At 50.0% G+C, this 23,780-nt stretch carries 25 protein-coding genes and 3 riboswitches; of the genes, 24 read left to right on the top strand and 1 reads right to left on the bottom strand.

Going from position 1 to position 23,780, the window contains the following annotated elements; all coding sequences use genetic code 11:
* The first annotated feature begins 6 nt into the window (after positions 1-6).
* The 14 genes from SPSPH_RS14590 (at position 7) to SPSPH_RS14525 (ending at position 11,533) form a co-directional block, all read left to right on the top strand.
* Positions 7-288 carry a DUF503 domain-containing protein gene (locus SPSPH_RS14590; RefSeq protein ID WP_075757591.1) on the top strand — a complete coding sequence of 94 codons (282 nt, stop codon included), beginning with the start codon at positions 7-9 and terminating at the stop codon, positions 286-288.
* A gap of 293 nt (positions 289-581) precedes the next feature.
* Positions 582-1,835, top strand: a complete 1,254-nt coding sequence (locus tag SPSPH_RS14585; protein WP_075757502.1) for a dicarboxylate/amino acid:cation symporter — start codon at positions 582-584, stop codon at positions 1,833-1,835.
* A 270-nt stretch (positions 1,836-2,105) separates the two neighbouring features.
* Complete coding sequence (locus SPSPH_RS14580) at positions 2,106-2,957, top strand: transporter substrate-binding domain-containing protein (protein ID WP_075757503.1); 852 nt, start codon at positions 2,106-2,108, stop codon at positions 2,955-2,957.
* 55 nt (positions 2,958-3,012) lie between these two features.
* Entirely contained in the window at positions 3,013-3,711 is a 699-nt protein-coding gene (locus SPSPH_RS14575) for an amino acid ABC transporter permease (RefSeq protein WP_075757504.1), read from the top strand.
* 36 nt (positions 3,712-3,747) lie between these two features.
* Positions 3,748-4,467, top strand: a complete 720-nt coding sequence (locus SPSPH_RS14570; RefSeq protein ID WP_233139171.1) for an amino acid ABC transporter permease — start codon at positions 3,748-3,750, stop codon at positions 4,465-4,467.
* Positions 4,464-5,219 carry an amino acid ABC transporter ATP-binding protein gene (locus tag SPSPH_RS14565; protein WP_075757505.1) on the top strand — a complete coding sequence of 252 codons (756 nt, stop codon included), beginning with the start codon at positions 4,464-4,466 and terminating at the stop codon, positions 5,217-5,219. The genes SPSPH_RS14570 and SPSPH_RS14565 overlap by 4 nt, the downstream gene beginning before the upstream one ends.
* A 28-nt stretch (positions 5,220-5,247) precedes the next feature.
* Positions 5,248-5,922: a DUF1847 domain-containing protein gene (locus tag SPSPH_RS14560; protein WP_075757506.1), complete on the top strand. Its 675-nt coding sequence runs from the start codon at positions 5,248-5,250 to the stop codon at positions 5,920-5,922.
* Positions 5,923-5,981: 59 nt separating this feature from the next.
* On the top strand, positions 5,982-7,190 hold the full coding sequence (locus SPSPH_RS14555; RefSeq protein ID WP_075757507.1) for a MalY/PatB family protein: 1,209 nt from the start codon (positions 5,982-5,984) through the stop codon (positions 7,188-7,190).
* 168 nt (positions 7,191-7,358) lie between these two features.
* Positions 7,359-8,075 carry a peptidase C39 family protein gene (locus SPSPH_RS14550; RefSeq protein ID WP_075757508.1) on the top strand — a complete coding sequence of 239 codons (717 nt, stop codon included), beginning with the start codon at positions 7,359-7,361 and terminating at the stop codon, positions 8,073-8,075.
* A gap of 65 nt (positions 8,076-8,140) precedes the next feature.
* Positions 8,141-8,794, top strand: a complete 654-nt coding sequence (locus SPSPH_RS14545) for a TVP38/TMEM64 family protein (protein WP_075757509.1) — start codon at positions 8,141-8,143, stop codon at positions 8,792-8,794.
* Positions 8,795-8,904: 110 nt separating this feature from the next.
* Positions 8,905-9,402, top strand: a complete 498-nt coding sequence (gene msrA / locus SPSPH_RS14540; RefSeq protein WP_075757510.1) for a peptide-methionine (S)-S-oxide reductase MsrA — start codon at positions 8,905-8,907, stop codon at positions 9,400-9,402.
* Between the two features lie 72 nt (positions 9,403-9,474).
* Complete coding sequence (locus SPSPH_RS14535) at positions 9,475-10,335, top strand: MBL fold metallo-hydrolase (protein ID WP_075757511.1); 861 nt, start codon at positions 9,475-9,477, stop codon at positions 10,333-10,335.
* 104 nt (positions 10,336-10,439) lie between these two features.
* Positions 10,440-10,622 carry a hypothetical protein gene (locus SPSPH_RS14530; RefSeq protein ID WP_075757512.1) on the top strand — a complete coding sequence of 61 codons (183 nt, stop codon included), beginning with the start codon at positions 10,440-10,442 and terminating at the stop codon, positions 10,620-10,622.
* A gap of 116 nt (positions 10,623-10,738) precedes the next feature.
* Positions 10,739-11,533: a hypothetical protein gene (locus tag SPSPH_RS14525; protein ID WP_143559027.1), complete on the top strand. Its 795-nt coding sequence runs from the start codon at positions 10,739-10,741 to the stop codon at positions 11,531-11,533.
* Positions 11,534-11,727: 194 nt separating this feature from the next.
* Positions 11,728-11,910: riboswitch (cobalamin riboswitch) on the top strand.
* Between the two features lie 161 nt (positions 11,911-12,071).
* Positions 12,072-12,244: riboswitch (cobalamin riboswitch) on the top strand.
* 102 nt (positions 12,245-12,346) lie between these two features.
* On the opposite strand, the gene SPSPH_RS14520 is transcribed toward SPSPH_RS14525, so the two are convergent.
* On the bottom strand, positions 12,347-12,559 hold the full coding sequence (locus SPSPH_RS14520; RefSeq protein ID WP_146196581.1) for a hypothetical protein: 213 nt from the start codon (positions 12,557-12,559) through the stop codon (positions 12,347-12,349).
* 124 nt (positions 12,560-12,683) lie between these two features.
* Here SPSPH_RS14520 and SPSPH_RS14515 point away from each other — a divergent pair, with 124 nt between their 5' ends.
* The 10 genes from SPSPH_RS14515 to SPSPH_RS23550 all read left to right on the top strand — a co-directional run bounded on the left by SPSPH_RS14515 (position 12,684) and on the right by SPSPH_RS23550 (position 23,761).
* Positions 12,684-12,881, top strand: coding sequence for a hypothetical protein (locus tag SPSPH_RS14515; RefSeq protein WP_075757515.1), 198 nt, complete (start codon positions 12,684-12,686; stop codon positions 12,879-12,881).
* 51 nt (positions 12,882-12,932) lie between these two features.
* Positions 12,933-13,115: riboswitch (cobalamin riboswitch) on the top strand.
* A 132-nt stretch (positions 13,116-13,247) separates the two neighbouring features.
* Entirely contained in the window at positions 13,248-13,697 is a 450-nt protein-coding gene (locus SPSPH_RS14510; RefSeq protein WP_075757516.1) for an OmpH family outer membrane protein, read from the top strand.
* A 375-nt stretch (positions 13,698-14,072) separates the two neighbouring features.
* Entirely contained in the window at positions 14,073-15,404 is a 1,332-nt protein-coding gene (locus SPSPH_RS14505) for a hypothetical protein (RefSeq protein WP_075757517.1), read from the top strand.
* 93 nt (positions 15,405-15,497) lie between these two features.
* A complete protein-coding gene (locus SPSPH_RS14500) occupies positions 15,498-19,784 on the top strand; it encodes a TonB-dependent receptor domain-containing protein (RefSeq protein ID WP_075757518.1) in 4,287 nt (1,428 codons plus the stop codon).
* A 134-nt stretch (positions 19,785-19,918) separates the two neighbouring features.
* A complete protein-coding gene (locus SPSPH_RS14495; RefSeq protein ID WP_143559028.1) occupies positions 19,919-20,416 on the top strand; it encodes a hypothetical protein in 498 nt (165 codons plus the stop codon).
* A 131-nt stretch (positions 20,417-20,547) separates the two neighbouring features.
* Complete coding sequence (locus tag SPSPH_RS14490; RefSeq protein WP_075757520.1) at positions 20,548-21,447, top strand: C1 family peptidase; 900 nt, start codon at positions 20,548-20,550, stop codon at positions 21,445-21,447.
* A 51-nt stretch (positions 21,448-21,498) separates the two neighbouring features.
* Positions 21,499-21,951 (top strand): YbjN domain-containing protein, encoded by a 453-nt coding sequence (locus SPSPH_RS14485; RefSeq protein WP_075757521.1) that lies wholly within the window; start codon positions 21,499-21,501, stop codon positions 21,949-21,951.
* A gap of 26 nt (positions 21,952-21,977) precedes the next feature.
* Entirely contained in the window at positions 21,978-22,349 is a 372-nt protein-coding gene (locus SPSPH_RS14480; protein ID WP_075757522.1) for a hypothetical protein, read from the top strand.
* A 55-nt stretch (positions 22,350-22,404) separates the two neighbouring features.
* Positions 22,405-23,526 (top strand): hypothetical protein, encoded by a 1,122-nt coding sequence (locus tag SPSPH_RS14475; protein ID WP_075757523.1) that lies wholly within the window; start codon positions 22,405-22,407, stop codon positions 23,524-23,526.
* 160 nt (positions 23,527-23,686) lie between these two features.
* Complete coding sequence (locus SPSPH_RS23550; protein ID WP_422397036.1) at positions 23,687-23,761, top strand: putative holin-like toxin; 75 nt, start codon at positions 23,687-23,689, stop codon at positions 23,759-23,761.
* Positions 23,762-23,780: the final 19 nt, after the last annotated feature.

Raw genomic sequence — 23,780 nt, 5'->3', positions numbered from 1 at the left:
GATGCTATGAAGGTTGTTATCTGCACTATCGAACTGTTTTTGCCTGATGTGGGTTCTCTCAAGGCAAAACGGCAGATTATTAAAAGTATTACCCAGCGAATTCGTTCACGGATAAATGCCTCGGTTGCCGAAACCGGGTTCCAGGATTGCTGGCAGCGGGCGGTGATCGGCGTGGCGATGGTGAGCAGCAGCGGCACCTTGCTTGACAGGCAGGTTAATTTTATCCGGGACATAGTGGATGATTGTGCCGAAGCCGAAACTGTGGAATTTTTGGTTGAATATGTCTAACTTTCATCCGTAGTCCACCAAGTCTAAAGACATAGGATGAATTGCGCGAGATTTTTCGTCCAGCAAGGCGGAGGAGCCGCGCATATCGGACATATGTAAGGCGACGACAACGAAGCTGGGCGGAAAATATCGCGATAAGAACACTATGAATTTGGGCTTGGTGAACTACTAGCTGAATAATATATATAAATAGCCCTGAAGCTTAAAAAAAGGCTATTCCGGTTAGCGGCGGCAAGGACTTGGGTGCTTTATGGCGAAATAAGGTTAGACGCATTTCGAAAGGATTGGTAAGCGTGAAATTAGTTTTAAAGGATTATTTATTTTCCATCATTTTGCTGGCTTCGGTTCTTATCGGTGGAGCCGTGGGGGTGGTTTTAGGACCGGAGGCTGCTGTTCTTAAGCCGTTGGGTGATTTGTTTCTAAACCTGTTGTTTATGATTATTGTGCCGATGGTGTTTTTCAGTATTGCATCGGCTATTGCTTCGATGGGAGAAATGAGCCGGCTGGGCAAAATTATGGGCAGCACGATTCTGGTATTTTTTGTTACGGCGTTGATCGCGGCTGTGTTTGGCCTGGGGGTTGCATTACTGATGAACCCGACCGAGGGAATCAATTACGCCACCCTGCAAAATGTAGTTCAGTCTGAGCCGGGCAGCCCGGCTAAAACAAACCAGGCCGGCATTTTGGGACAGCTGGTGCAAACCTTTACCGTATCGGATTTTCCGCTGGCACTGTCCAAATCTCATATTTTACCTTTAATTGTGCTGGCCGCGCTGACCGGTCTGGCAACTGCGCTGGTGGGCGAAGCGGCGAAACCGGTGGCTGCTTTTCTGGCGGCAGCGACCCAGGTCATGATGAAGGTAGTCCAGCTGATTATGTATTATGCACCGATTGGTTTGGGGGCTTATTTTGCTAATGTGGTGGGTGAGCTGGGCACACAAATCCTGCAGGGCTATTTGAAGACCTTTATTACTTATTTGGTGCTGACGGTTATCTATTATTTTGGCTTTTTTACTTTGTATGCCTATGTTGCAGCAGGCAAGAAAGGGGTAAAGGCTTTTTGGCGCAATGCGTTAGCCCCCTCGGTTACAGCCATTGCCACCTGCTCCAGCGCTGCTTCGATTCCGATTAACCTGGTGTCGGCCAAGGCCATTGGCGTACCTAAAGATATGGTGGAAACCGTTATTCCGTTAGGCGCTAACATTCATAAAGACGGCTCTGTGTTCGGCGGGGTTCTGAAGATTGTATTCTTATTTGGCCTTTTCGGGATGGATATGAGCAGTTTCTCGACCTGGATGGGCATTGTGGGTGTGTCGTTTCTGGTTGGGGCGGTAATGGGAGCCATACCGGGAGGCGGCATGATCGGTGAAATGCTGATTATCAGCGTTTATGGGTTTTCACCGGAAGTGCTGCCTATCATTGCGGTCATCAGCACCATTATCGATGCGCCGGCAACACTGCTGAACTCTACCGGCAATGTAGTCTGTTCCATGCTTATTGCCAGACTGGTAGAAGGGAAGAAATGGCTTACTAAAACCTACGCATAAGGCTAAAAAATGTACTTGACGATTTTACCATGGTTGTCTATAATGTAAATACCGCATTACTAATAGCATATAAATGGTACAGAATGTATAGCTGATCAGACAAACTGAAGGCCTAATTTCTCGCAAGGGGAAACTAGGCCTTTTTTTGTTTGGCTGCAGGCTCATTTCCCAGGACAGTCAGTGGTAATAGAGGAGGAAACAAGGATGAATTCAAGCTAATACCTTCGTAAGGAAGCTAAGTCCACTTTATACGAAAAAGGAGCGAAGGATATGAAATCAGTTATTAACACTAAAAAGTACAGAAGCTTATTTTTGACAAGTATATTAATCCTGGGTCTGGCGCTTAGTGCGGGCTGCGGGTTAAGCGAGAATAGTAAACAGGCAGCTAAACAAGAGGACAAAGCAGTAAAAGTATATCAGGTGGCAACACGGGGAACCTTCAGACCGTTTACTTATATGGATGAAAAAGACCATTTGACCGGCTATGATATAGAAATTTTACGTGAAGTCGAAAGAAGAAATCCTGACATTAAATTTGCCTTTAAAACCATGAGTGTGGATGCCGGCTTTTTAGGTTTGGAAGCCGGTCAGGTTGATATTATTGCCAATCAGATTGTCGAAAACCCTAAAAGAGCGGATAAGAGCATTTTTACAAAAGAAGTTAACAATTATACCAGCCGTAAACTGGCGGTGAAAGGCGACCGGCAAGATATCCAGAATATTGATGATTTGCGGGGCAAGAAGGTGGCGGTTACCAGCAGCAGTGAAGTAACCCGTCAACTGCAAAAATACAACGAAACTGCCGAGCCTAAGATCGAATTGGTATACACTGACAAGGGAACCACCGAAACCATGAATCTGGTAGTTACCGGGCGGGTGGATGCCACCCCGGCGTACGAAGTAGCCATCAATGAAGCCAAAAAGACCCTGGGACTTGATGTAAAAGCGGTTGGCGCTTCCATCGCCAGCGATCCTACCTGCTTTGCCTTGCGTAAAGATGCAGCGTCCCAGCAATTAGCCGACAAGATTGATGCGACCTTAAAGGAAATGCGGGCAGATGGCACCCTGAAAAAATTATCTGAACAATTTTTAGGCAAGGATTACACTGTGCCGCAAACATAAGGGATTCCTATTCCAGCCACCTGCCGGAGCTAAGGTGGAGAAAGAGGGTGACAGCTTGGGGAGTTATTTCAGTATTGATTATATGTTAAAAGCGTTTCCGATTTTATTATCCTATATTGATGTTACCATTATCGTTACAATTGTTGCCGAGGTATTTGGTATTTTGCTTGGCTGCCTGGTTGCATTAATCCGGATTAATAAAATAAAAGCGTTGAATCAAATTAGCCTTGTATATATTTCTTTTATCCGCGGCACTCCGTTCTTAGTACAATTATATTTAGTATGCTTTGGCTTGCCGCAATTGCTGCAAAGCCTGGGTTATCAGGATATCCGCTCAATCCCCGGGCTGCTGTTTGTCTTTCTCGTCATGTCAATACATGCGGGTGCCTATATTGCCGAAATTATGCGCAGCAGTATTTTAGCGGTAGATAAAGGGCAGCTGGAAGCCGCTCATTCCATTGGCATGAATAGCCGTCAGGCGTATATTCGTATTATTTTGCCCCAAGCCTTCAGGATGGCGATTCCGGCTTTAGGCAATAACGTAATTTCAACCTTAAAGGGTACGTCATTAATCTTTAATGTCGGTGTTGTCGATATGCTGCGCAAAGCCGATTTAATGGGCTCTTACAGTTATCGTCATTTAGAATTATATGTGGACATCGCCATTATCTATATTCTCTTATGTTTTGCCATCCAGGCGGCGACCGGTTTCCTGGAGCGTCAAACCACTTTAGGCAAAGAATTAACTACCTGATTCATTGGATGAAAAAGAAAGAAAGCAGATAATATCATGATGAATACGATTATTGACCCTTATTTTCTGGGTGACATGTTTTTACAATTAATCAGATATATTCCCGTGACCTTAGGGCTGGCGGCCACCAGTATGCTGCTTGCCAGTATACTGGGAATTATGGTTATGGTTATTCGTATAAAAAGAATACCTGTTTTGAGTCGGTTGGCCGACCTGTATGTACTGCTGGGCAGAGCCTTGCCTACCATGATCGTATTGTACATCGTATTTTTTGGCTTACCGGTTGCCCTGATGCTGTTATCGGAAACCACCGGCAGGAAAATAGAGTTTCATCAAATTCCGGCTATGACTTTTGCTGTTATTGGGCTGACCATCAGCACCGGCGCTTACTTATCAGAAATATTTCGCGCTGCGGTACAATCGGTTGATAAAGGGCAGATGGAAGCGGCACTGTCTGTCGGGATGACCTGGTGGCAAGGGTTTTGCCGCATCCTATTGAGGCAGGCGGCGGTATTTGCCTTACCCCTGATGGCCAATCAATTCCTGAATTTATTAAAAAACACGTCCATCGCCTTTATGATTACCGTAATGGAATTATTTGGCGCTGCTACTGTGCTTTCGGCCAGTACTAACCGCTATTTGGAAATTTATATAGTGGTATCCCTTATTTACTGGGGCATGAGTATCATCTTTGAAAAGATATTTCTGGTAGTTGAAGATAAAGTTGCTTTTTTTAAGAGAGGAATTCAGCCATGATTACGTTTAAAAATATCCATAAATCCTTTGGGGCCAATAAAGTGTTACAGGGAATCAACTGCACAATTCCCACCGGTTCGGTAACGGTTATTTTAGGACCAAGCGGTTCCGGCAAAACAACGCTCTTGCGGTCAGTCAACTTTCTGGAAAAGGCCGACCAGGGAGAAATTATCCTTAATGATATCCATATCGACGTAGCCAAGGCATCGGCAGCCGAAATCCATAAAATCCGCCAGCATACGGCTATGGTTTTTCAAATGTATAATTTATTTAAAAATAAGACTGCCCTGGAAAATATTATGGAAGGCTTGACTGTCGTCAGAAAGCTGCCTAAAATGGAGGCTAAAGCCCAGGCATTACAGGTGCTGCACAAAGTCGGACTGGCGGATAGAGCCGATGCCTATCCGCATGAACTGTCAGGCGGCCAGCAGCAGCGAATCGGCATAGCGCGGGCTTTAGCCCTTAATCCTGATGTTATCCTGTTTGATGAGCCGACTTCGGCGCTTGACCCGGAATTAGTGGGTGAAGTGCTGGAAGTAATGAAAACGGTAGCGCGGGAGGTCAACTCCACCCTGGTGGTGGTTACCCATGAAATTAATTTTGCGCGGGAAGTGGCGGACAATATTATCTTCATGGACAAGGGCGTCATCGTAGAACAGGGACCGCCGGCGGAAATATTAAATAATCCCAAGGAAGAGCGTACAAAACAGTTTTTATCACGCTATATCTCGTTTACTGAGTATACCATCTGACAATAAGGGAAAAGGGGAAATGATCATTATGTCCGGTAAAAACGACAAAGAAAACCTCAGCTGCACCCATTGCAGCGTGTATAACTGTAGAACAAGAGACAAGCAGTTTCCGGGCTTTTGCCTGACCACCAAAGCTGTTGACGGCCATCCGGTCGCCGAGGATATTGAGGAAATCAAGCGGCATTTGCAGGGCGATGATCAGGACGCCGTTATTGCCAGGGCCTCAGCCCAGATAGAGGGGCTGTTTTATGGAAAGCTCAGCCGGGTAGAGGAGATTATCGAATTTGCCAACCGGATTGGCGCTAAAAAAATAGGCATTGCCACCTGCGCCGGCTTAATTGAAGAAGCCAAAATTTTCGCGGCTATTCTGGAAGCTAAAGGGCTGGCCTATTACAGTGCCATTTGCAAAGTGGGGGCGGTGGATAAAACGGAAATCGGGATACTGGAAGAGGAAAAAGTGCGTCCGGGGAATCCTGAATCCATGTGCAATCCTATTTTGCAGGCGCGTTTACTGAACTCCCAAAATACCGATTTGAATGTGGTTATCGGTCTGTGTGTAGGACATGATTCACTGTTCATCAAATATTCACAGGCGCTGGTTACTACGCTGATTACCAAGGACAGAATCACCGGACACAATCCGGCAGCGGCTTTGTATACGGCTCATTCCTATTACAAACGTTTGCTGCAGCCCAAAAAATAGCAGTAATCTATTGGCGCGAAACGGCGGCAAAAAAAGTAGACAAGCGAGGAAATAATTATATGGGAAACAGCAGCGCCGAGTTTGATTTTGATCAGCTTATTGCCCGGCGGGGAACCGATAGCCGCAAATGGGATGATATCGGCAGTGTGTTCGGCAGTGAAGAGGTTTTGCCGCTGTGGATTGCAGATATGGATTTTGCGTCGCCCCCGGCGGTCGCGGCGAAGATTAGAGAACGTGCCGGGCATTCTGTTTATGCGTACAACACCCGTGACCGGGCGCCCTTTAGCCAGGCAATTATCGACTGGGTAAGACGTCGGCATGATTGGAATATTGAAAAAGAATGGATTGTTCAGGCCCCCGGTGTTGTTCCGGCCATCATTTTATCTATTTTAGCGCTTTCAAAACCGGGTGACGGCATTATTATTCAGCCACCGGTATATCCCCCGTTTTTTGCTTCCATCAAAGATAATCACCGGAACATTGTTGAGAATCCGTTAATTTCACATAATGGTTACTATGAAATGGATTTTGCTGATTTGGAACAAAAACTGGCAAATCCGGACAACAAATTGCTCTTGCTCTGCAGCCCGCACAATCCGGTGGGCCGCGTGTGGAAACGGGAGGAACTGACAAGAGTATATAATCTTTGTCAAGCCTATCAGGTAGATGTATTGTCTGATGAAATTCACAGCGATTTGGTATACGGCGGGCATAAACATACCGTATTTGCCTCACTGGGCACACCGGTGTGCCACCAGAGCATTACTTTTATGGCAGCAAGTAAAACCTTTAATATCGCCGGACTCAATACCTCCTTTATTATTGTTCCCTGCAAGCAGAGACGCGGATTAATTGAGACAGAAATTAACCGCATGCATCTGCGGCGCAATAATCTTTTTGGCGTGTTGGCTACCGAAGCTGCTTATCAGGCAGGCGAGGCATGGCTGGATGCTTTGCTGGTGTATTTGGAGAAAAACGCGGCTATGCTTGTGGATTTTATGGAAGCAAGACTGCCTGGCGTTAAGGTGGTTAAACCGGAGGGAACATTTTTGGCATGGCTGGATTTTCGTGCATACTTTAACGAAGCAAATGAGTTGAGCAAATTTCTGGTAGAACAGGCACAAGTAGGCTTAAACCCAGGCCTGGCTTTCGGCACGCAGGCAGCAGGGTTTGCGCGCCTTAATTTTGCTACCCGGCAGAGTGTTGTGCTGGAGGCCGTAACGAGAATTGAAAAAGCAATTAAGCAGCTGGACAGGCGCGGCAGCTAACAAGCGTTCGCAGAGGATTTTGCAAAGAAAAGCTGGTGTATTAACAGTAATTAATGCTGCTTTTCTGTCATACATTAATGTCAATAGAAACTACCGCCAGAGCAATAAATGCGTAACCTACATTTATTGCTCTTGTTTTTTATTTCATTATTCATTAGGAGGGGCCATATGTTGATTAAACTGGTACCTGCTAATCGCTGGAAGACGGCGTTGCTCTGCTTTAGTCTCCTGCTCTGCTTTGCCACGCTAAACCTTGCCGGTGAAGAGAGCAGCCTGCCGCTGCCGGACTCGACCGGTGCTGCTAACTATTATGAAATGAAGGACGGCCCCTACTATACATACCTTGGGGTCAAAGGCTATCAACAGACCACCGATTATACCTGTGGCCCGGCTGCCGTAATGTCTCTGCTGCACTGGTACAATGTTCTTTCCGACCAGGCAATGAACCACGAAACTGAAATGCTGATTGCCCGGGAAATGGGAACCGGTGATATGAACTCTAAGCATCCTGGCACTCCCCCGGAGAAAATGGTAAACTGGTTACAGAAAAATGGCTTTCAAGCAACAGTTGGTTATAATGGAAGCATGGAAATGCTTCGGGAAAACCTGAAGAACGGAATCCCTACAATGGTGGAATGGATTGACTGGGGAGGGCACTGGGTAGTAGTCACCGGGTATTACGCAGCTTCTGAATCGCCGGGGAAAGGGCCGGATACCATCTTTTTCGCCGATCCTGCCGTGCATTGGTTGTCGGCAAATAATCCGGACGGTGTATCTTCCTTTAACGCTTTACGATTCCAGGATATGTGGTTTGACGCTCAATACCTTAAACCCGGCCATGTGGTGCGGAATGTATATATTATCGCTATCCCACGGCAGGATTAAGTTCTTGCCGGATAGGCAAGATTTTTCTTTACACAGAAGCAATGTAAGGTCTATAATTAACACTTATGAGATACTATAATCAAACAGTTTTCAAGCCGGCTATCGCCGGCTGTTTTGCCGGTTTTATCGTGCTGGGCATTATCTATCTTTATGGTTTCGGGCTGGAACGGTTTAAACCGGAAGCCATCCGGAACATGATGCTGTCATTAGGCTATTGGGGGCCGCTGTTATACATCATATGCAATATTGTCCGTCCGCTGTTTTTCTTTCCTGCCGCTGTTTTGGCTGTCGGCGGCGGCTTAGCCTTCGGACCTGTGTGGGGAACCATCTATCTGGTTATCGGCACAGCCGGCGGCGCTGCGTTATGCTTTGGGGCAGCCCGGCTGCTGGGGCGTGACAGGCTCAAAGCATGGTCAAGATGGTCAGTGCTGGAGGAATTGGACAATCAGGCGGCAAGTCATGGTTTCCGCACAGTATTGCTGCTGCGCCTGGCTCCCGTCATCCCCTGGGATGCGGTTAGTTTTCTTGCCGGCTTGTCGAAGGTGAGCTTTCGTCCCTATGTTTTGGCGACACTGGTGGGCAGTGTGCCTGGGGCCATCGCGTTCAGCTGTTTCGGCAATGTTCTGTTCAAATCCTTTCCCCAGGCGGCGCTGGCTGCGGCAGCGATTGTTATCATGAGCCTTTCCCTGCAGGCATTGTGCCGGGGACGCAAAGCATAAGCCGGAGGGACTGGCATGTTCACAGTAACAAAGGATAAAAAAGCTTGTAATAACGGAAAATAGGAAGGACTTGTTTAAGTCGGGGAAAACACAAGAGGAGGCGTCCTTTTATGAAGCAAATATGGCTTGCCGGCGGTTGTTTCTGGGGTGTTGAGGCTTATTTTCTGCAACTTAAAGGCGTGTTGAGCACCCGGGTTGGCTATGGACAAGGTGCCGCCGAACAACCCACCTATCAGCAGGTATGTACAGGAATGACCGGACATACCGAAGTATGTGAAGTAACTTATGACGAAAAGGTGCTGCCGTTACCGAAACTACTGGAGCATTTCTTCCGGATCATTGATCCGACCACCTTAAATCGTCAAGGCCCGGACCGGGGCACACAATACCGGACAGGCGTGTATTACAATGCGGAGGAAGATAAAGCCGTCATTAACGGTTTTATTGCAACCATGCAGGAGCATTATACGGCGCCGATTGTCGTCGAAGTGGAGCCGGTGGCGCATTTTTTCCCGGCAGAGGAATATCACCAGCAGTATTTGGCAAAAACACCGGGCGGCTACTGCCATATTAACTTACAGTTAGCCAAGCCGGAGGAGCGCAAATAGGTCGCAGTAATTTGCGGCTGCTGCCGGAAAGCTAAAACTATTACAGCAAGAGAATACAGGTGAATGACTAATATGGATACAATTGTAAATGTAACCGGTGGCAAAGGCGGCAACGCCTTTTTGCTATTAGGGAATGAAAAAACGGCATTAATTGATTGCGGCATGGCGTATTGCGCAGATCAGCTTATCAGTAATATCAAACAATATCTTAACAACAGGACGCTGGATTATATCCTTATCAGCCATTCGCACTATGACCACCTTGGTGCGGTTCCTTTTTTAAAAAAAGAATGGCCCAACAGTGAGGTATGCGGCGCCGGGTATGCGGAACGAATTTTAAAGCGGGAAAATGCCTTGGCGACTATTAGAAAACTGAGTGAGCAGGCAGCCAAGCTTTTTCATGCCGGCGAACTGGCCTGGTATGACGATGCTCTGATGAAAGTGGATACCATTATCCGGGACGGAGATATATTGGAGCTGGGCGGCTTGCGGATTGAGGTACTGGAAACCTTGGGACATACCCGCTGCTCCTTATCCTTTCTGGTAAATAACGAAACACTGTTTCTCAGTGAATCGACCGGCTATCTGAGTGCTTCCGGCAAACTTTATCCGGGATTTATCACCAGCTGTGCCGACACACTGGCTTCTATCGAGAAATGCCGCAAAGTAAAGCCGCGCTTCATCATTTCACCACATTATGGACTGGTGAATGACAGTGCTGCTGCCGGTTACTGGCAAAACTGCATCACCGCTGTCCGGGAAACTAAGGAATTTATCCTGCGCCTAGCAGAACAAGGCTATGAGGAAGAACAGATTTTGCACCGGTATGAACAAGAATTCCGGGATGAGCAAAGCCGCCTGGAACAGCCGCTCACGGCTTTTATGCTCAATGCGCAGAATATGATAAAAACGGTGTTAAGGGAGAAATCTTAACCTTATTCAGGCAGGATAATGGATAGTTATTCCGAAAGAATTGTTTGATAACCAATCAGACTAATGGTATACTGTGGTTAGAAAGTCTAAAGGTGGTGTTATGTATGGCTGTTGCGAAACCCAAGGCAATCGCTAAACAATACAACTCGGAAGAGGAGCACCGTTACCGCCAGGTCTTAGCTAATTTTGATGAAATATTTGAGCAAGGCCGTAAGGAAGCTGCTCAAAGTGATGGTGTTTCACTAGACGATTATATCAAAGCAGCAAGGACGCGTATCAAGAGTTAGACGATATTGTTTTGCACAGCGCCGACTGTTCCGCCGGGCGGAATCGTCGGCGTTAATTGACTATACGGGTATCCCTGTCCCCGTGTTTTAGATTCCTACATAAGGAGCTGGAGGTTATGAGACATTTTTTCTCTTTTAGGCGCGTGATGAGCGCCATGCTGGGTGTGGTATTGGCAGTTCTGTTGGTTGTTCCCTGCGTGCAGGCGGAAACCAGAACTTTGCCCAAAGACACGAAGCTGCATCCCCAGGGGTGGACGGTTGGTGATAAGGTCGAATTCAAAAAAGGCACGATTTTGACCACCAACGATTTGGGTGAAGTGATTTCCGGTACTTTGAAAGACGATACCTTTCTCCAGCCGCGCGGCTGGGAAAGAGTAATTAACGACTACTACTACGTTTCCGCCTATGCGGTCGGCTCCTTTTTCCCCCGGTTTCATCGCTCCTTTATCGAACGAAGTTATAATATGGCCATTCCCGGCTACGGGCATTTGCGCTATAAAGGCGGAACCCTGGTTACCTTCAGCGAACAGGGCGAAGTGCTTCGCGGCACACTTGCCGAGCAGGCCACCGTTCGTCTGGTGGCAGGGAAATACGGCTTTCTGACCTTGAGAGAAAATACCGTCCTGGCTGTTTATGATTCCGGGGCCATCCGGTCCGGTGTTTTGGCCGACGATACCCACCTGCGGCCTATAGGCTGGCGAACCAACCTTGCCGCAAACGACTCAGCCGGTTTTGTCAAGTTCAGCGCCAAACAAGCCATAGAATTCGACGAGAATGGGGAAGTCGCCGTTGGAACACTCAAAGAGAAGGTAACCTGGCGTTCAACGGCTGGGGAAGTGGTCGAATTTCCTGCCAATACCGTTGTCCGTTTTAATGACGAAGGCGCCTTGGTCATTAAAACTGCTATCTAAATATGTCGGAAAATGACGAAGGAAAAAGTGTGACAAGCAGAATTATCTGTGCTAGAATATAATTATTCCTGTTGCTTTATGACACAATATAGCTGCATAACATAAAATACAGACTAAAAAAGTTGTTGACAAAATTACCCAACAGTGCTATATTTGAAGCATAGAAAATAAAGGAATTCTTACCAAAAAAGAGAATAATGTACTTTGGTGCAGGTGCCCGTATGGGCCTAACAGAGAAGCCGGTTTAAAGCCGGCGCGGACCCGCCACTGTGATGGGGAGCGAATCCATGATATACCACTGAGATCCAGCGATCTTGGGAAGGTTTGGAGGAGCGATGAGCCAGAGCCAGGAGAACTGCCTGCATGACGATCACCATTTGACCTGCGATGAATCGGGGAGGGGATTGCGATGCAATTCGTATTTTGTGACGGCAGTTTCGCCTGATTACAAAAAGCCTTTCTGGATATTTCATCACAGGAAGGCTTTTTTATATTTGTTGCAGATAATTAGTTGCTTATTCAAGGTTATGATCTCACAAAACTTTATACGAAATCAGGTATCCGTCGTCAGGGCGGATTTAAAAGGGAAGTCCGGTGTGATTCCGGCGCTGTCTCGCAACTGTGAAGGAGAGCCATATTTCTGCAAGCCTCTTACCAAGGAGAATGTGGTGATGACCCAAGTCAGGGTACTGCCTGGTTTCTAGTGTCTCAGCTGAGACATGTATATCCGTACAGCCTGCGATGCACAGGTCTGGGATTAAGAACACTCGCAGGCATAGGCTAGCTCTGAGCTAACATATGACTGGAGGCTTGTTAAGGTGAGCTTTCTCGCCTGACAGCCAGCGAGCGGTTTTTGACCCGGCACCGGCAGCAGGCAGCTTTAGCAACAGGTAAAGCGTCGATTGTTCCGCCGGGCGGAATAGTCGGCGCTTTTTGTTTCACTTGTGAGCTGCTGTCATGGATCAGGCCCATGACAGTAATATACCCGGTGCCGTTTAGCCGGCACCGCATACAAATCATTGCCAAAGGGGGATAGCGACAGCCTGCAGCCCCATGCCGGCGCTTTAAAGGACAAGCAAACCAAAGCCGCTGCGCCGGCGGGGAGAAGTGAATATATTTTACCGCAGTCCGGTAGTAGGAGAGGTGAGCTATGAAACGCCGGAGGATCGAGACCTTAACCCGCGCACTGCTGGACTATGGCTATCATGTCCGGCAGGTTCAGCATATTGTTGAGGAAGCCGGAAGGAATGGCAGGGCTGAAATGATGGAAGATGCCATTATCGAAGCGCTGGAAGCGTATGTGAAGTTTGCTGCCAGGTGCAAACAGCAAGGGCACAATATCTGCTGATTTTCGGCATAATGCTTCGAAGTCGTGTATAGAATGAGAAAGTGATGACAAATGAATATCGTTGGGATAGGTGCCCTACGGGGCTTAATAGGGAAGTCCGGTGCAATGCCGGCGCGGTCCCGCCACTGTAACGGGGAGCAATCTCGCAGATATGCCACTGGAGCGAACGCTTTGGGAAGGTGCGAGAAAGCAATGAACCGGAGCCAGGAGAACTGCCTGTCTGACAATCACCGTTTGACCTGCGAGGTATGGGGAGGAGATTACGCAACAAGCCAGGACGGCTTTCGTCCGGACAGCGTAACCACTCCCGATGAGGGAGTTTTTTTTATTGCTTAGAAGCACAAATCAAATAGGAGAGGAAATGGCATGAAGCAAATAACACGCAGTCTTTTATTACTTATTGCCGTATGTTTCCTGGGCGGCATACTGGCCCCGGCCGGGGCGCAGGCCGCCAAGGCCAAGGCCAAACCGGAGCAAACCGTGGGCTATGTCAACCGGCAGCAGGTTTTCGCCAGCTACCCCGGCATCCAGGATATCATGAACCGCATTCAGACCATGCGGAACGAGGCGCAGCAAGACTACGACACCCGGAGCAAGGACCTGCCGGAGGCCGAGCGGCAAGCCTTAAACGACACCATCGCCCGCGAGGAAGCCCGGAAGGAAGACAACCTCATGAAACCGGTAGGCGACAAAATCGAGGCGTCCATTAAGGCCGTTGCCGAGGAAAAGGGACTGACAGTAATTATCGATGCAGCAACCGTGGTCTATGGCGGTATTGATATCACCGCCGACGTGATAGCTAAGCTCAAACAATAAGCGGGTAGTTTGGCCTTGAACATTAGATTGATTAATCATGGGAAAGATCACCGGGTTGATGCCGTACCTTGGCCGACAACGTGATATCCCTGATTGATAGATGAGACTTGATTCAAGCGGGGCTTTAACCCCAATGAATCCTGGTCGGAATTATCCGGAGGTTTAGCCGCTCGCCTGTAGCCCGTAGGGGCATAATCCCCCTTATAGAAGATGAGAGTCTTGGAGCCGGTTAACCTTCGGAGAAATTCCCTACTTTTGTAAAGGAGGTGAGCGTTAGCGCCTAACCTGCGAGGTTAAAACTCCAGCAGCCTAGTCTGCTGCTGCAAGGTAGTCAGGTAAGAAAAACTATTAAAAAACGAAAGCGAGGAATGTAAAATGGCGAGTGAATTAGCGTATGGGTTGTATAACTATGGAGTGGGTAGCGGTGTAGGCGAAGTCGGCCGTTGCAAGTTTGATGCGTCGACCACACCGACAATTCAGCATAATGTTACCAATCTTACAGGTTTAGCACCTGATCCGAAGGTATTCTATTTCCTGAATAAAGACGGTCAACCCCGCCTGTTGGTTGCGGAAACCGTCTATGATTCCTCTTATAATCCGCTGCCAAGCGAGTTCCGGATTCTTAATGCCGCAACCTTTGCCCAAGTGTATCCGACTTCCGGCACGGTACAATGGGGCTACGGCACCGCCACCGCGGATAAGCTGGTGAACGTATATGCTTTCAAGAGAAATGGCACCGATGATTATATTTACGGTATTGATTATGACCGCCAAACCGTTTTCCGCGTACAAAATTCCTCCGGTGACACCTATTCCTTCGACACGGTCAATAAGTATTACTTCAATACCGCAGCCGCTCAGGACTATGGCATTGATGTCGCTGTTGACGCCAATAATGTATACGCCCTCTTTATTTCGGCTACTGACGTTTGGGCCGGTAGTTATAATGACAGTACAGTGGTAAAATTAACGACGGCTTTGGCGCTGGCGTCAACGCCGAATACCAATAGCACCCTTGGCAAAAACGCCTTCGGCTTTGCCGAATATGGCGGCGACCTGTACATCACCTCCATCGGCGGCATGCAGCAGAACGGCTTCAGCAACGGTGCCGATTCCAAACTGGAAAGACTGGTGAAATCCACGATGGTTTCCAGCGTTTTGTTTGCCGGTAGCTCAACTTCTACGACAGATGCAGCCAAGGGTGATTTCCGCGACATTGCCATTGGCGCTGGCGGTGAGGTATTTGTATTAACCGGTTACTATAGTAATATAAGTACCGGTGCACTTACCGGTTACCTGTACAACACGGATGTGACAACTCTTAACACCGGTACTGGCGGTTATATAGATGATACAACCTTAAATCTGCCCAGTCAGTCACTTACTACTTTCGCCGGTTATTTCTGGTCGCTGATTTACAACAATTCCGACAATATGGTTTGGTTTGCCCGGGGCAACGATTTCGCGATGTATCAATATGATGTTGGCTTCACGGTAGAAGGCTCTATTGCCGCCAATGCTTTGGCGTCAAGCGGTACCGGCTGGAGCATTAACGGTGCGGCTATTTACGAACCGGTAGTCACAACGCTGGCCCTAAAAGCGGCTCCGGGCGGCATTTCCGGCGGTACGGTGCGGGCCTCGCATCCGGCTTTTGCTTCGGTATCGCAGCAAGCCTTTTTGGAAAGAAAGAAACTGCTAGGCATCTAATATTTGCAGCTGATAACAACATAATGAACCCGGGAAGCAGCAGGGCTAAGCCTTGTTGCTTCTCGATGGTTTATACAGAGGAAGGATGTTTTTGTGCAGTACAAACGTAAGTCTGCCGGTAAACAACATCGGCGCAAGCAGCGGCTGCTGGCGCTGGCTATTTGCCTGGCTTTATCCGCCCCGGTCTACGCCGCCCCCACTGTGACGCCGGTAGTCAAACAGGAAATTGATACAGCGACCGATACCACGGTGGGCAATGCGATTTACACCGACGCAGGCTATGAAAAGCCCAGCGGCAACTCCGGCAGAGCGGGGTATTACACGTCCGTAACCATTGGCGACGGCTATATCTGGCGGCCTGTCGATATCTATAAGACTACGGGTCATGTAGATCCAAATAGTGCCGCGAATAATATTGCAGTAGAAAAGCTTGTTTTAGGCAATAATGCCGCTATCGATTTAGCCTATTTCCGCAGCACGGCTTATGATCCGGATGTCAATGTGTATTATGATACCGATTATGACACGCAGGTTACCAGTAAGGGCCGTTCGCTTAGAATTACTAATCTAACCTTAAACGGTGATTTCACCTACCGGACAAGCGTTGGCATGAGTTCTACCGATCATGGGGGGCAGGCCAGCAATGTATTTGTACCACGGCTAGTAGTATTAAACAACCCTACCATTGCCAGGCTGAACGCTGAAGGCGGCATCCGGCTCTTTTATCAAATCAGCTATGTCAATGTGGCTACGGTAGAGATGCCTGACGGAACCTTTAGACCGCAGCTGGTGGATTTTTCCCAAAATCCTGCTTCCTTTGTTGCCGATCCGACGAAGACATCAGGCTCAGGGGGAAGATATTTAATAGCTACGTTTGGCGGCTTAACCGCGGAACAGGCTGCGGCCTTGGGCGAGACGCTGGATGTCGTCGGCCAGGCTACCCTGATGGATGCGCCTCTGACCAAGTATCTGGTAATACCGGGTGAAATTGAGGAAGATATTAATCCTCCACAAGGGGGCAATCCTGCTAGTGGTAGTGTTGAGTATAATATGAATGGCTACACCGTGACCAATTCCGGCTTGGCCTCCGAGTCGGTCATGGCTGCTGCCGACAACCAGCGGGCCTTGCTGAATTTGCACCGCTTTGAGGACAATGCTATTTTCGGTCATACCCAGGATTTGCGTCTGGCCAATCAGAACCGGGCCGCTACCAATCAACTGCTGACGACGCCGGAGGGCCATGCGGAAGCCAGCCTGTGGGCGAAAATGTCCCGCGGCAAGTACAAGTATGACAGCGCCTATGGCCGCAGCATTGACCAGTATTTCAGCAATATCCAGGTAGGCTTTGAAAAAGAGCGGCAGGGGGATTTTTATGACGGCAAACTGTTTTACGGCACTTATTTAGGTTATACCGACGCTAAAGCCTCCTTCCTGTCAGGCCAAAGCGACCTGACAGGCAATAGCCTGGGCGCCTATGCCAGCTGGCAGGGAAAAGACGGACGTTTCTTCGATCTCACCGCCCGCATTTCCCGGCTGGAAAACAGCTATGACTTTACCGATTCCTCCGGCATCGTCAGCCGGGACAATGATTACAAAGCCTGGAACTACGGGCTTAACGCGCTGTACGGCTACCGGAAAAATCTGGCCAACGGCGTCTACTTTGAGCCGCAGGCCGGCCTGTCCTACGCCAGGCTGGGCGCTGCCGCCTTTGCCCTGCGGAATGGCGTGCAAATTCGCCAGGACAGCCAGGACTTCCTCACCGGCCGGGTGGGGGTGCTGCTGGGCAAAAAAAATCAGGAAAATACCGATTATCCCAGTGATGTCTATGCCAAGGTCATGGTAAACCATGACTTCATCGGCGCCAAGCGCAGCCTGGCCGGCTTTGGCAACAGCACCCTGACAATGGAGCCGGTCACACATAAGGATACCTGGGTCGATCTGAGCCTGGGCGCCACCAAGGCCATCTCGCGCAAAGGCACCGCCTATCTGGAGCTGACCAAGACTCTGGGCGGTGAAGTCAAAACCGACTGGATGGTTAACGGCGGCTTACAATGGTATTGGGACGCCGGTCCCGACCCCAACCGGAAAGCGGCTGCAGACAAGCCGGCAGCCGTCGCTCTTAGTGTGGACCAGGCAGCAGCTAACCTGCAGCAAGCCGGTCCGCCGGCAAGTACCGGGCTGGCAGCAGGCCAGGCCCTAACGGCTGACAGCCAGACCGCTCAAGTGGACACTGCTAACCTGTCGGCGGCAACTGCCCCGGATGTCCCGGCAGCTTCGGCTGCGGCGGATGCCCCAACTGCCCCGGCACCGGCAACAGCTGGGTCTGACATCAGAAGCGCCGCTGCGGTGGAAAACCCTGCCGGCTACACCTTCGGTGCTGTCCTTGTTGAAGCGCCTCGGCCGGAATGGGAGAAAAAGCTCTCGCCGGGAACAGTTACCGTAGTGGATACTGCCAAATTCGCAGGTGAGCAAAAGACTCTGCCCGATATCCTGCAAACGGTAGCCGGCGTTTTTGTGCAGCGCGTCCAGGGGACCGGCCACTACGCCGTAGCCCGTGTCCGGGGTTCAACCGGCGCACAGGTCAATATCTATATTGACGGTATATTAGTCAATTCCGCCGCCGAAACCGGCGTCGACCTGTCTTTGATCCCGCTTGAAAATGTAGCTAAGGTGGAGGTTTACCGGGGCTATGTGCCGGCCCGGTTTGCCGGCGCGGCTATCGGCGGCGCCATCAACATCGTGACGAAAAAGCCTGAAAAGGTTGGCGTGACGGTGAAACAGGGTGCCAGCTCCTTCGGTGGCTATACCGGCGCGCTGGAAACCGTTGCCCCGTTAGGCAGCGGTACGCTGATGTTCAATCTGAGCCGCGACCAGGCCCGCGGCGATTTTAACTATCAGCAGCATCCGAGACCTTATTATCAAAAAGAAGTGGATACCTATGGCGCCGAAAGAACACGGCAGCACAATTACTACCGGAATACCTCGGCCATGCTCAAATGGCAGGACGACAACTGGTTTGCCAAATTCCAGTATGACCGGAAAAATACCGGCATTCCTGACGGCATCAATTCCGCCGCCCAGATTGACATCCCCGAGCTCAGCAGCGGTTACCGGTATATGATCACCGACAAATACCGGATGGAGGTGGGCCGCCGGCAAAGTGACGACAACCTGGAATGGGGCTGGAAGCTGAACTACGAAAATAACGACAAGCGCGCCCGGGCCACCTCGCCGGTAACCAAGTGGACGCCGGCCGGCATCAAATACTCCAACTTTGATAACGAAGTCTACGGCGCCGCCGTTGACGGCAGCTGGCAGCTGGGCAATCACATGCTGGAATTCCTGTTTAAATACTCTAAGGAAACGATGGATGTAAATGCCAGCTATTGGGGTTATACGACAGTCGTGCCAGCGAACAGTACCCGCCAATGGCTGCCGCATTATGACATCAAGAACTATTATTTCCAGCTTCAGGACAATATTGCGCTCGACCGGCATAAGTCGCTGCTGCTGTCGCCCATCGTCCGGGCGCAAAAGATGGAAATGAACACCTTTACGGACGAGGAAAATGCCTGGCAGTACTCCTATGGCGTCGGCCTGAAGAAAAACATCCACGACGGGCTGGCTGTCCGGGCCACCTACGGCACCTACAATAAAGCCCCCAACTTCTATGAAATGTTCGGTGACGGCAGTATGATGGTTGAGCCAAGAAATGCAGCCTGTGTCGGCGGCGACGTCACCTGGGAGCATGGCAATCAGTTTGATCTTGGCGTGGATTGGCGGGGCCGGGCCTTAGGCGCTGACGCCGACATGTCCCTGACCTATTTCAACCGTCATGTGCGGGATTTGACCTCCTATTTTATCACCTTTAGAGGAACGGCGATGTATACCAACTTCGGCGAAGGCCAGATTGACGGGATTGAGTACGAAACCCGCTTCAAGTGGAAGAACTGGGAGCTGGAGCAAGCCGTGACCTATAACAATTCCAAGCTGACCAAGCAATTGGGCAAATACGGCACCAAAGAGTCGGTTGATCAGCCTTTCACCAACATCCCCAAATGGGAAACCAATACCCGCCTGACCTATAACTTTAACGACCGGAAAACATCTGTCATTGCCGAACTGCATTATTTAGGCAAAGTTGTGAATCAGTACAGTACAGTTAACACGGAAGAAGCCTGGTGTGATCCGATAAGGTTTGTCAATCTTGCGGTGAAACACAGATTCAACCCCAGCGTTAATCTGACAGTCGGTGTCAATGATATTGGCAACGAAGGGCCTAAACAATTGATGTATCAGAGGTATATGAACCAGTCTCTAAATACGCCTATGCCGCAGCAGGGACGGACGTATTATGCAACCATGCAATATACGTTCTGATGCCAATATCCTATGAACCGTTTTAGCTTACTAAGAATGACAGTTAACCGGTTGCAAAAGGAGGAATAACAATAAACGCCGATAAGCAGGCAGCACAGCAGAACAGCACGTTTGTACTGGACATCATTCCCCCGGTGGCGTTGGCCATCGCGCGCAGGGAGCGCTTGTGCCAGGAACTGGACAGGCTTTATCGCGAAGAAGCTTTTTTGGGTAAGCCGGCGGCCGGTCAGCCTTTTTATGAGTATTATTACCGTCAGCAGGCCGATGCTTTCGTAGCAGGATATTGCCACAAAGCGGCAGGCTTGCTGTTGGCGGTTGAACAGACAAGGGACAACCAGGGCAGGGCACTCGAATTGGCTACCGCGCTGCTGCAAACCGGCTGGCCTGATATCGCAGCCCATTTGCGCAGCAGTGGCAGCATGGTGCCGTTTGACTCTTTTTGGCATTCGCCCCAGGCTTTGTCTCAGAGCGAGAAAGCCGAAATAACCCGCGATAATTTCTGTGTCTTTTTGTACCTGGCCAATTTGTTGCACAAAGAGATTAAGAACGATACGGCGTTATTTGAGCTGATTTTTACCAACTGTGTCAAAGAAGAGCTGTATTTCCGTACTAAGTTTGCAATTTCGCATTAAAAACGGGGAAGCAGGGTGATACATATATCCCTTGCTTCCTTATTATCATGGCAATGCTGTGTTAGCAGAAGCAAGGAAACAGGAAGCGAGGGGACAGTCATTTTGCTTCTGGCAGAGGAGGGATAGATTACATGAAACTGCAAGTAGTGTTACCTGGCAACCGCACGGTGGGGACAGGCTGGCTGCCGCCGCTGCCTGACCTGCGCGACTACACCGAATGCCATCCCAAATTGCGGGAAATCATCAAACGACTGGGGCTTGACAAGATTGCGCCGCTGCCGCCCAAGGCCGACCTGCGCCAATGGTGCAGCACGCCGGTGCCGGATCAGGGCCAGCTGGGGGCCTGCACCGCCCACGCGGCGGCGGCCATTATTGAATACTTTCAGAACCGGGCCTTTGGCCGGCATTTTGCCGCCTCGCGGCTGTTTATCTATAAAAATGCCCGCAACCTGCAAGGCGTGAGCGGCGACCAGGGGTCTTACATCCGCGATACCATGGGGTCATTGGTCTTGTGCGGCGTACCGCCGGAAAAATACTGGCCCTATACCGACAAGGTTCCCGATTTTGACAAAGAGCCGACGTCCTTTGTCTATGCCGTGGCCGACAACTATGAAGCGCTGCAGTATTTCTGCCACGACCCTGCCGGCACTAATACGGTACCGGCTGATGTGCTGTGCAGTGTGAAAAAATATCTGGCCGCCGGTGTGCCGGCCATGTTCGGCTTCTACGGCTTTGCTTCGTTTGCCGCTACCGATGTTCCCGGCGGCATCCCCGGTCCCGGCCCGGATGAAAAGGCCAGCTGGGGCCATGCGGTGGCGGCCTTTGGCTATGATGATAATTTGAAAATTACAAACACCCAATACAACCGGGAAACCACCGGCGCGCTTCTTATCCGCAATTCCTGGGGCAGTGCCTGGGGCGACTCCGGCTACGGCTGGCTGCCGTATGAATATGTCCTCAATAAGCTGGCGACAGATTTTTGGTCGCTCCTCAATATGGAGTGGATTGCCGCCGACCAGTTCGGGGTGTAACCAGGCCGGTAACGGCATCGGCAAAATTTAGACAGAATAGGGGAAAGACACATGCAAAACAGCAATATCAAAGCTAACAAGTTTCAGGATTTTTTAACGGCCGGTCAGATTACCTGTTTTGGTGTACAGGCTATGGACGACGATCTGCACACCGTTATCTTCCGCACCAATCTGGAGGTGGGCGGACAGCAACTGCCGGTCATGTTTGTCACCGACGACACCTTGCATACACCACTGCAGGTGCGGGTTGTGCCGGCGGTTGTCCAGGGGCCGGGCCGCCAAAGTGTTCTCGCCTATGTCAATGAACTGAACCGCACCTATAAGAGTTTCAAATATTTTATCAGCGAAGACGATGCCCTGATTCTGGACGTTTGCCTGACTGCTGTGCCGGAACAATTCGAACCGCAGCTCGTCAGTCTGACCCTTGATGTCATTCTGCGCCACCTGCAGGATGAATACCCTGTGCTCATGCGCAAAATTTGGGCTGACACTGCGCAGAATTAAAAACACGGACAGGAGAAGGAGATACTGTGAAAAAATTAATCTGGATTGCTATGGTTCTATTTTGTCTGGGGGTAGCAGGCCTGGCGCTTGCCGCCCAGGAGCAGCCGCCGGCGCCGGTGCCTGCCGATCCGGCGGCCACTAATTTTGCCGCCGTTTATCCGACTGTGCAGGAAAAGCTGCCGCCGCTGCCGGTGCCGCCGGTTTCCATGAATGATGCCAAAGCCACTGCCGCCTATATCGCCGCTGTGGACGCCTACTTAAAAGCCGCGCAGGGCTATATTGACGCTTCGGGAAATGATGTGAATTTCATTATCAGGGAAAGAAACGCCGCTATTGAAAGCGCTAACCAGGTAGTGGCCAACTACAACGCTTTTTTCAAGCTTGAGGAAAAAAAATAACAACGCCTGCGGCAGGGGGATACGACTTTGCCGGCAGGCGGCAGGAGGGAATAGTATGGGGCTGATTGACTGGTTTGCTCATTTGTTTATCAAGGAATCCAAGCATTACGTATACGCGCCGGTAACGTCCGACGTGGAAACGGTCGTGTTTCAGGAGGGCCAGCATTATTTCCGCCTGCGCCTGGCAGAAATGTTCTTGAAAAATGACCGGAAACTCTTTCGCAAGTATGTGCCGGTGGTCTCCTCTGTCGTCAGTCTGCAGTTCGGCTCTGATGCCGCCCGGGAATTGCCCAGTGTGGCCGGCCCGCTGGCCCTGAATCTGAATGAAAATTCGCTGGGAAAAGGGGTGCAGCTCAATTATTCCCTGACCAACCTGGTGCCGTATCGCGGCGGCAATGTATCCATCAGCGCCGCCTTGCTGGCCTATATGAATAAAGACTATTTTCCGGCCTTTCTTACCCTGGCCAACAGCATTTCCGGCCTGCTCACCATCGGTCAGCTTTCCGCCACGCTCAAGGTGGCGGAAAGCGCGGTTACCGCTTTGTCGGAACTGTTGGCCGGCGGCGACAGGGACATTCATTTGGTCTATCATAATGAATATGCCGGTACAGGCAGTTTGGGCGGCAGCTCCCTGCAAAACGGCTATTTTGCCGTGATCGGCGCCGATGCCGGCAAGTTTGACACCAACAAACTGGTTGTGAAAAACTCGCAGCTTTATTACGGCGACGACCCGCAGTCGGCCAAGCCGCTGACCGGCTATGACTATATGCTTTTTAGCGTGGAAGCCGCGCTGTACCGGGATGATTTCCGCTATTTTACCGAATACAATAGTTTGCTGTATGCAGCCATTGAAAAAGGCATGACCGACAAAACCGAGGGTGATGCCGTCATCCGGGCCGGCATGCTGGCCATATTCAAATCCGACGACCTGACCTATGTCGATAAAACACGGGTGGCGGCTGCGCTCAAAGCCGAGTACGAGGAACGGCTTTCCCTGCTGGGCAAGCTGAAAAGCCCCGGCAGTGAGGACAGCGAGTGGCTGAACACCAGGGCGCCGGCGATTAACCCGGAGACAACCCTTACCCGGATTTCCCCCCTGCTGGATAATCAGACCCTGAACGAGGCGGCGATTGCCGATGGGATAGTGACCATGATCGTGAATGGTGAAATAAGCTAACAGTCATTAATAGCACAACAAAAAGCCGCCCTCATAAAAGGGCGGTACGACAGCAACAAACCGGTAAAATTTCCTATATGTACCAGCAGAATATGCTATAATAAACGTAAGGTTGCTCCGGGACGGTTAGCCCCTTCCGTTAAGGAAGGGGGTGGTAGAAATGACAATGTTCGAGGCAATGTATCTCATGATAGCATTCGCAACGCTTGTCGTTTTACTCATAGAAAAGAAATAACCGCACCCCGGCCAAGGTC

It is taken from the genome of Sporomusa sphaeroides DSM 2875 (assembly GCF_001941975.2).
GTDB lineage: Bacteria > Bacillota > Negativicutes > Sporomusales > Sporomusaceae > Sporomusa > Sporomusa sphaeroides.
Note: the sequence above shows the minus strand (reverse complement) of the source record. Positions and strands in the feature narration are given on the sequence as shown.

Bases quoted from the DNA above. Each gene is read 5' to 3' on its own strand.
- SPSPH_RS14590 (WP_075757591.1), top strand. From the start codon at position 7: ATGAAGGTTGTTATCTGCACTATCGAACTGTTTTTGCCTGATGTGGGT.
- SPSPH_RS14580 (WP_075757503.1), top strand. From the start codon at position 2,106: ATGAAATCAGTTATTAACACTAAAAAGTACAGAAGCTTATTTTTGACA.
- SPSPH_RS14570 (WP_233139171.1), top strand. From the start codon at position 3,748: ATGATGAATACGATTATTGACCCTTATTTTCTGGGTGACATGTTTTTA.
- SPSPH_RS14565 (WP_075757505.1), top strand. From the start codon at position 4,464: ATGATTACGTTTAAAAATATCCATAAATCCTTTGGGGCCAATAAAGTG.
- SPSPH_RS14560 (WP_075757506.1), top strand. From the start codon at position 5,248: ATGTCCGGTAAAAACGACAAAGAAAACCTCAGCTGCACCCATTGCAGC.
- SPSPH_RS14555 (WP_075757507.1), top strand. From the start codon at position 5,982: ATGGGAAACAGCAGCGCCGAGTTTGATTTTGATCAGCTTATTGCCCGG.
- SPSPH_RS14550 (WP_075757508.1), top strand. From the start codon at position 7,359: ATGTTGATTAAACTGGTACCTGCTAATCGCTGGAAGACGGCGTTGCTC.
- SPSPH_RS14545 (WP_075757509.1), top strand. From the start codon at position 8,141: ATGAGATACTATAATCAAACAGTTTTCAAGCCGGCTATCGCCGGCTGT.
- msrA (WP_075757510.1), top strand. From the start codon at position 8,905: ATGAAGCAAATATGGCTTGCCGGCGGTTGTTTCTGGGGTGTTGAGGCT.
- SPSPH_RS14535 (WP_075757511.1), top strand. From the start codon at position 9,475: ATGGATACAATTGTAAATGTAACCGGTGGCAAAGGCGGCAACGCCTTT.
- SPSPH_RS14530 (WP_075757512.1), top strand. From the start codon at position 10,440: ATGGCTGTTGCGAAACCCAAGGCAATCGCTAAACAATACAACTCGGAA.
- SPSPH_RS14525 (WP_143559027.1), top strand. From the start codon at position 10,739: ATGAGACATTTTTTCTCTTTTAGGCGCGTGATGAGCGCCATGCTGGGT.
- SPSPH_RS14515 (WP_075757515.1), top strand. From the start codon at position 12,684: ATGAAACGCCGGAGGATCGAGACCTTAACCCGCGCACTGCTGGACTAT.
- SPSPH_RS14510 (WP_075757516.1), top strand. From the start codon at position 13,248: ATGAAGCAAATAACACGCAGTCTTTTATTACTTATTGCCGTATGTTTC.
- SPSPH_RS14505 (WP_075757517.1), top strand. From the start codon at position 14,073: ATGGCGAGTGAATTAGCGTATGGGTTGTATAACTATGGAGTGGGTAGC.
- SPSPH_RS14490 (WP_075757520.1), top strand. From the start codon at position 20,548: ATGAAACTGCAAGTAGTGTTACCTGGCAACCGCACGGTGGGGACAGGC.
- SPSPH_RS14485 (WP_075757521.1), top strand. From the start codon at position 21,499: ATGCAAAACAGCAATATCAAAGCTAACAAGTTTCAGGATTTTTTAACG.
- SPSPH_RS14475 (WP_075757523.1), top strand. From the start codon at position 22,405: ATGGGGCTGATTGACTGGTTTGCTCATTTGTTTATCAAGGAATCCAAG.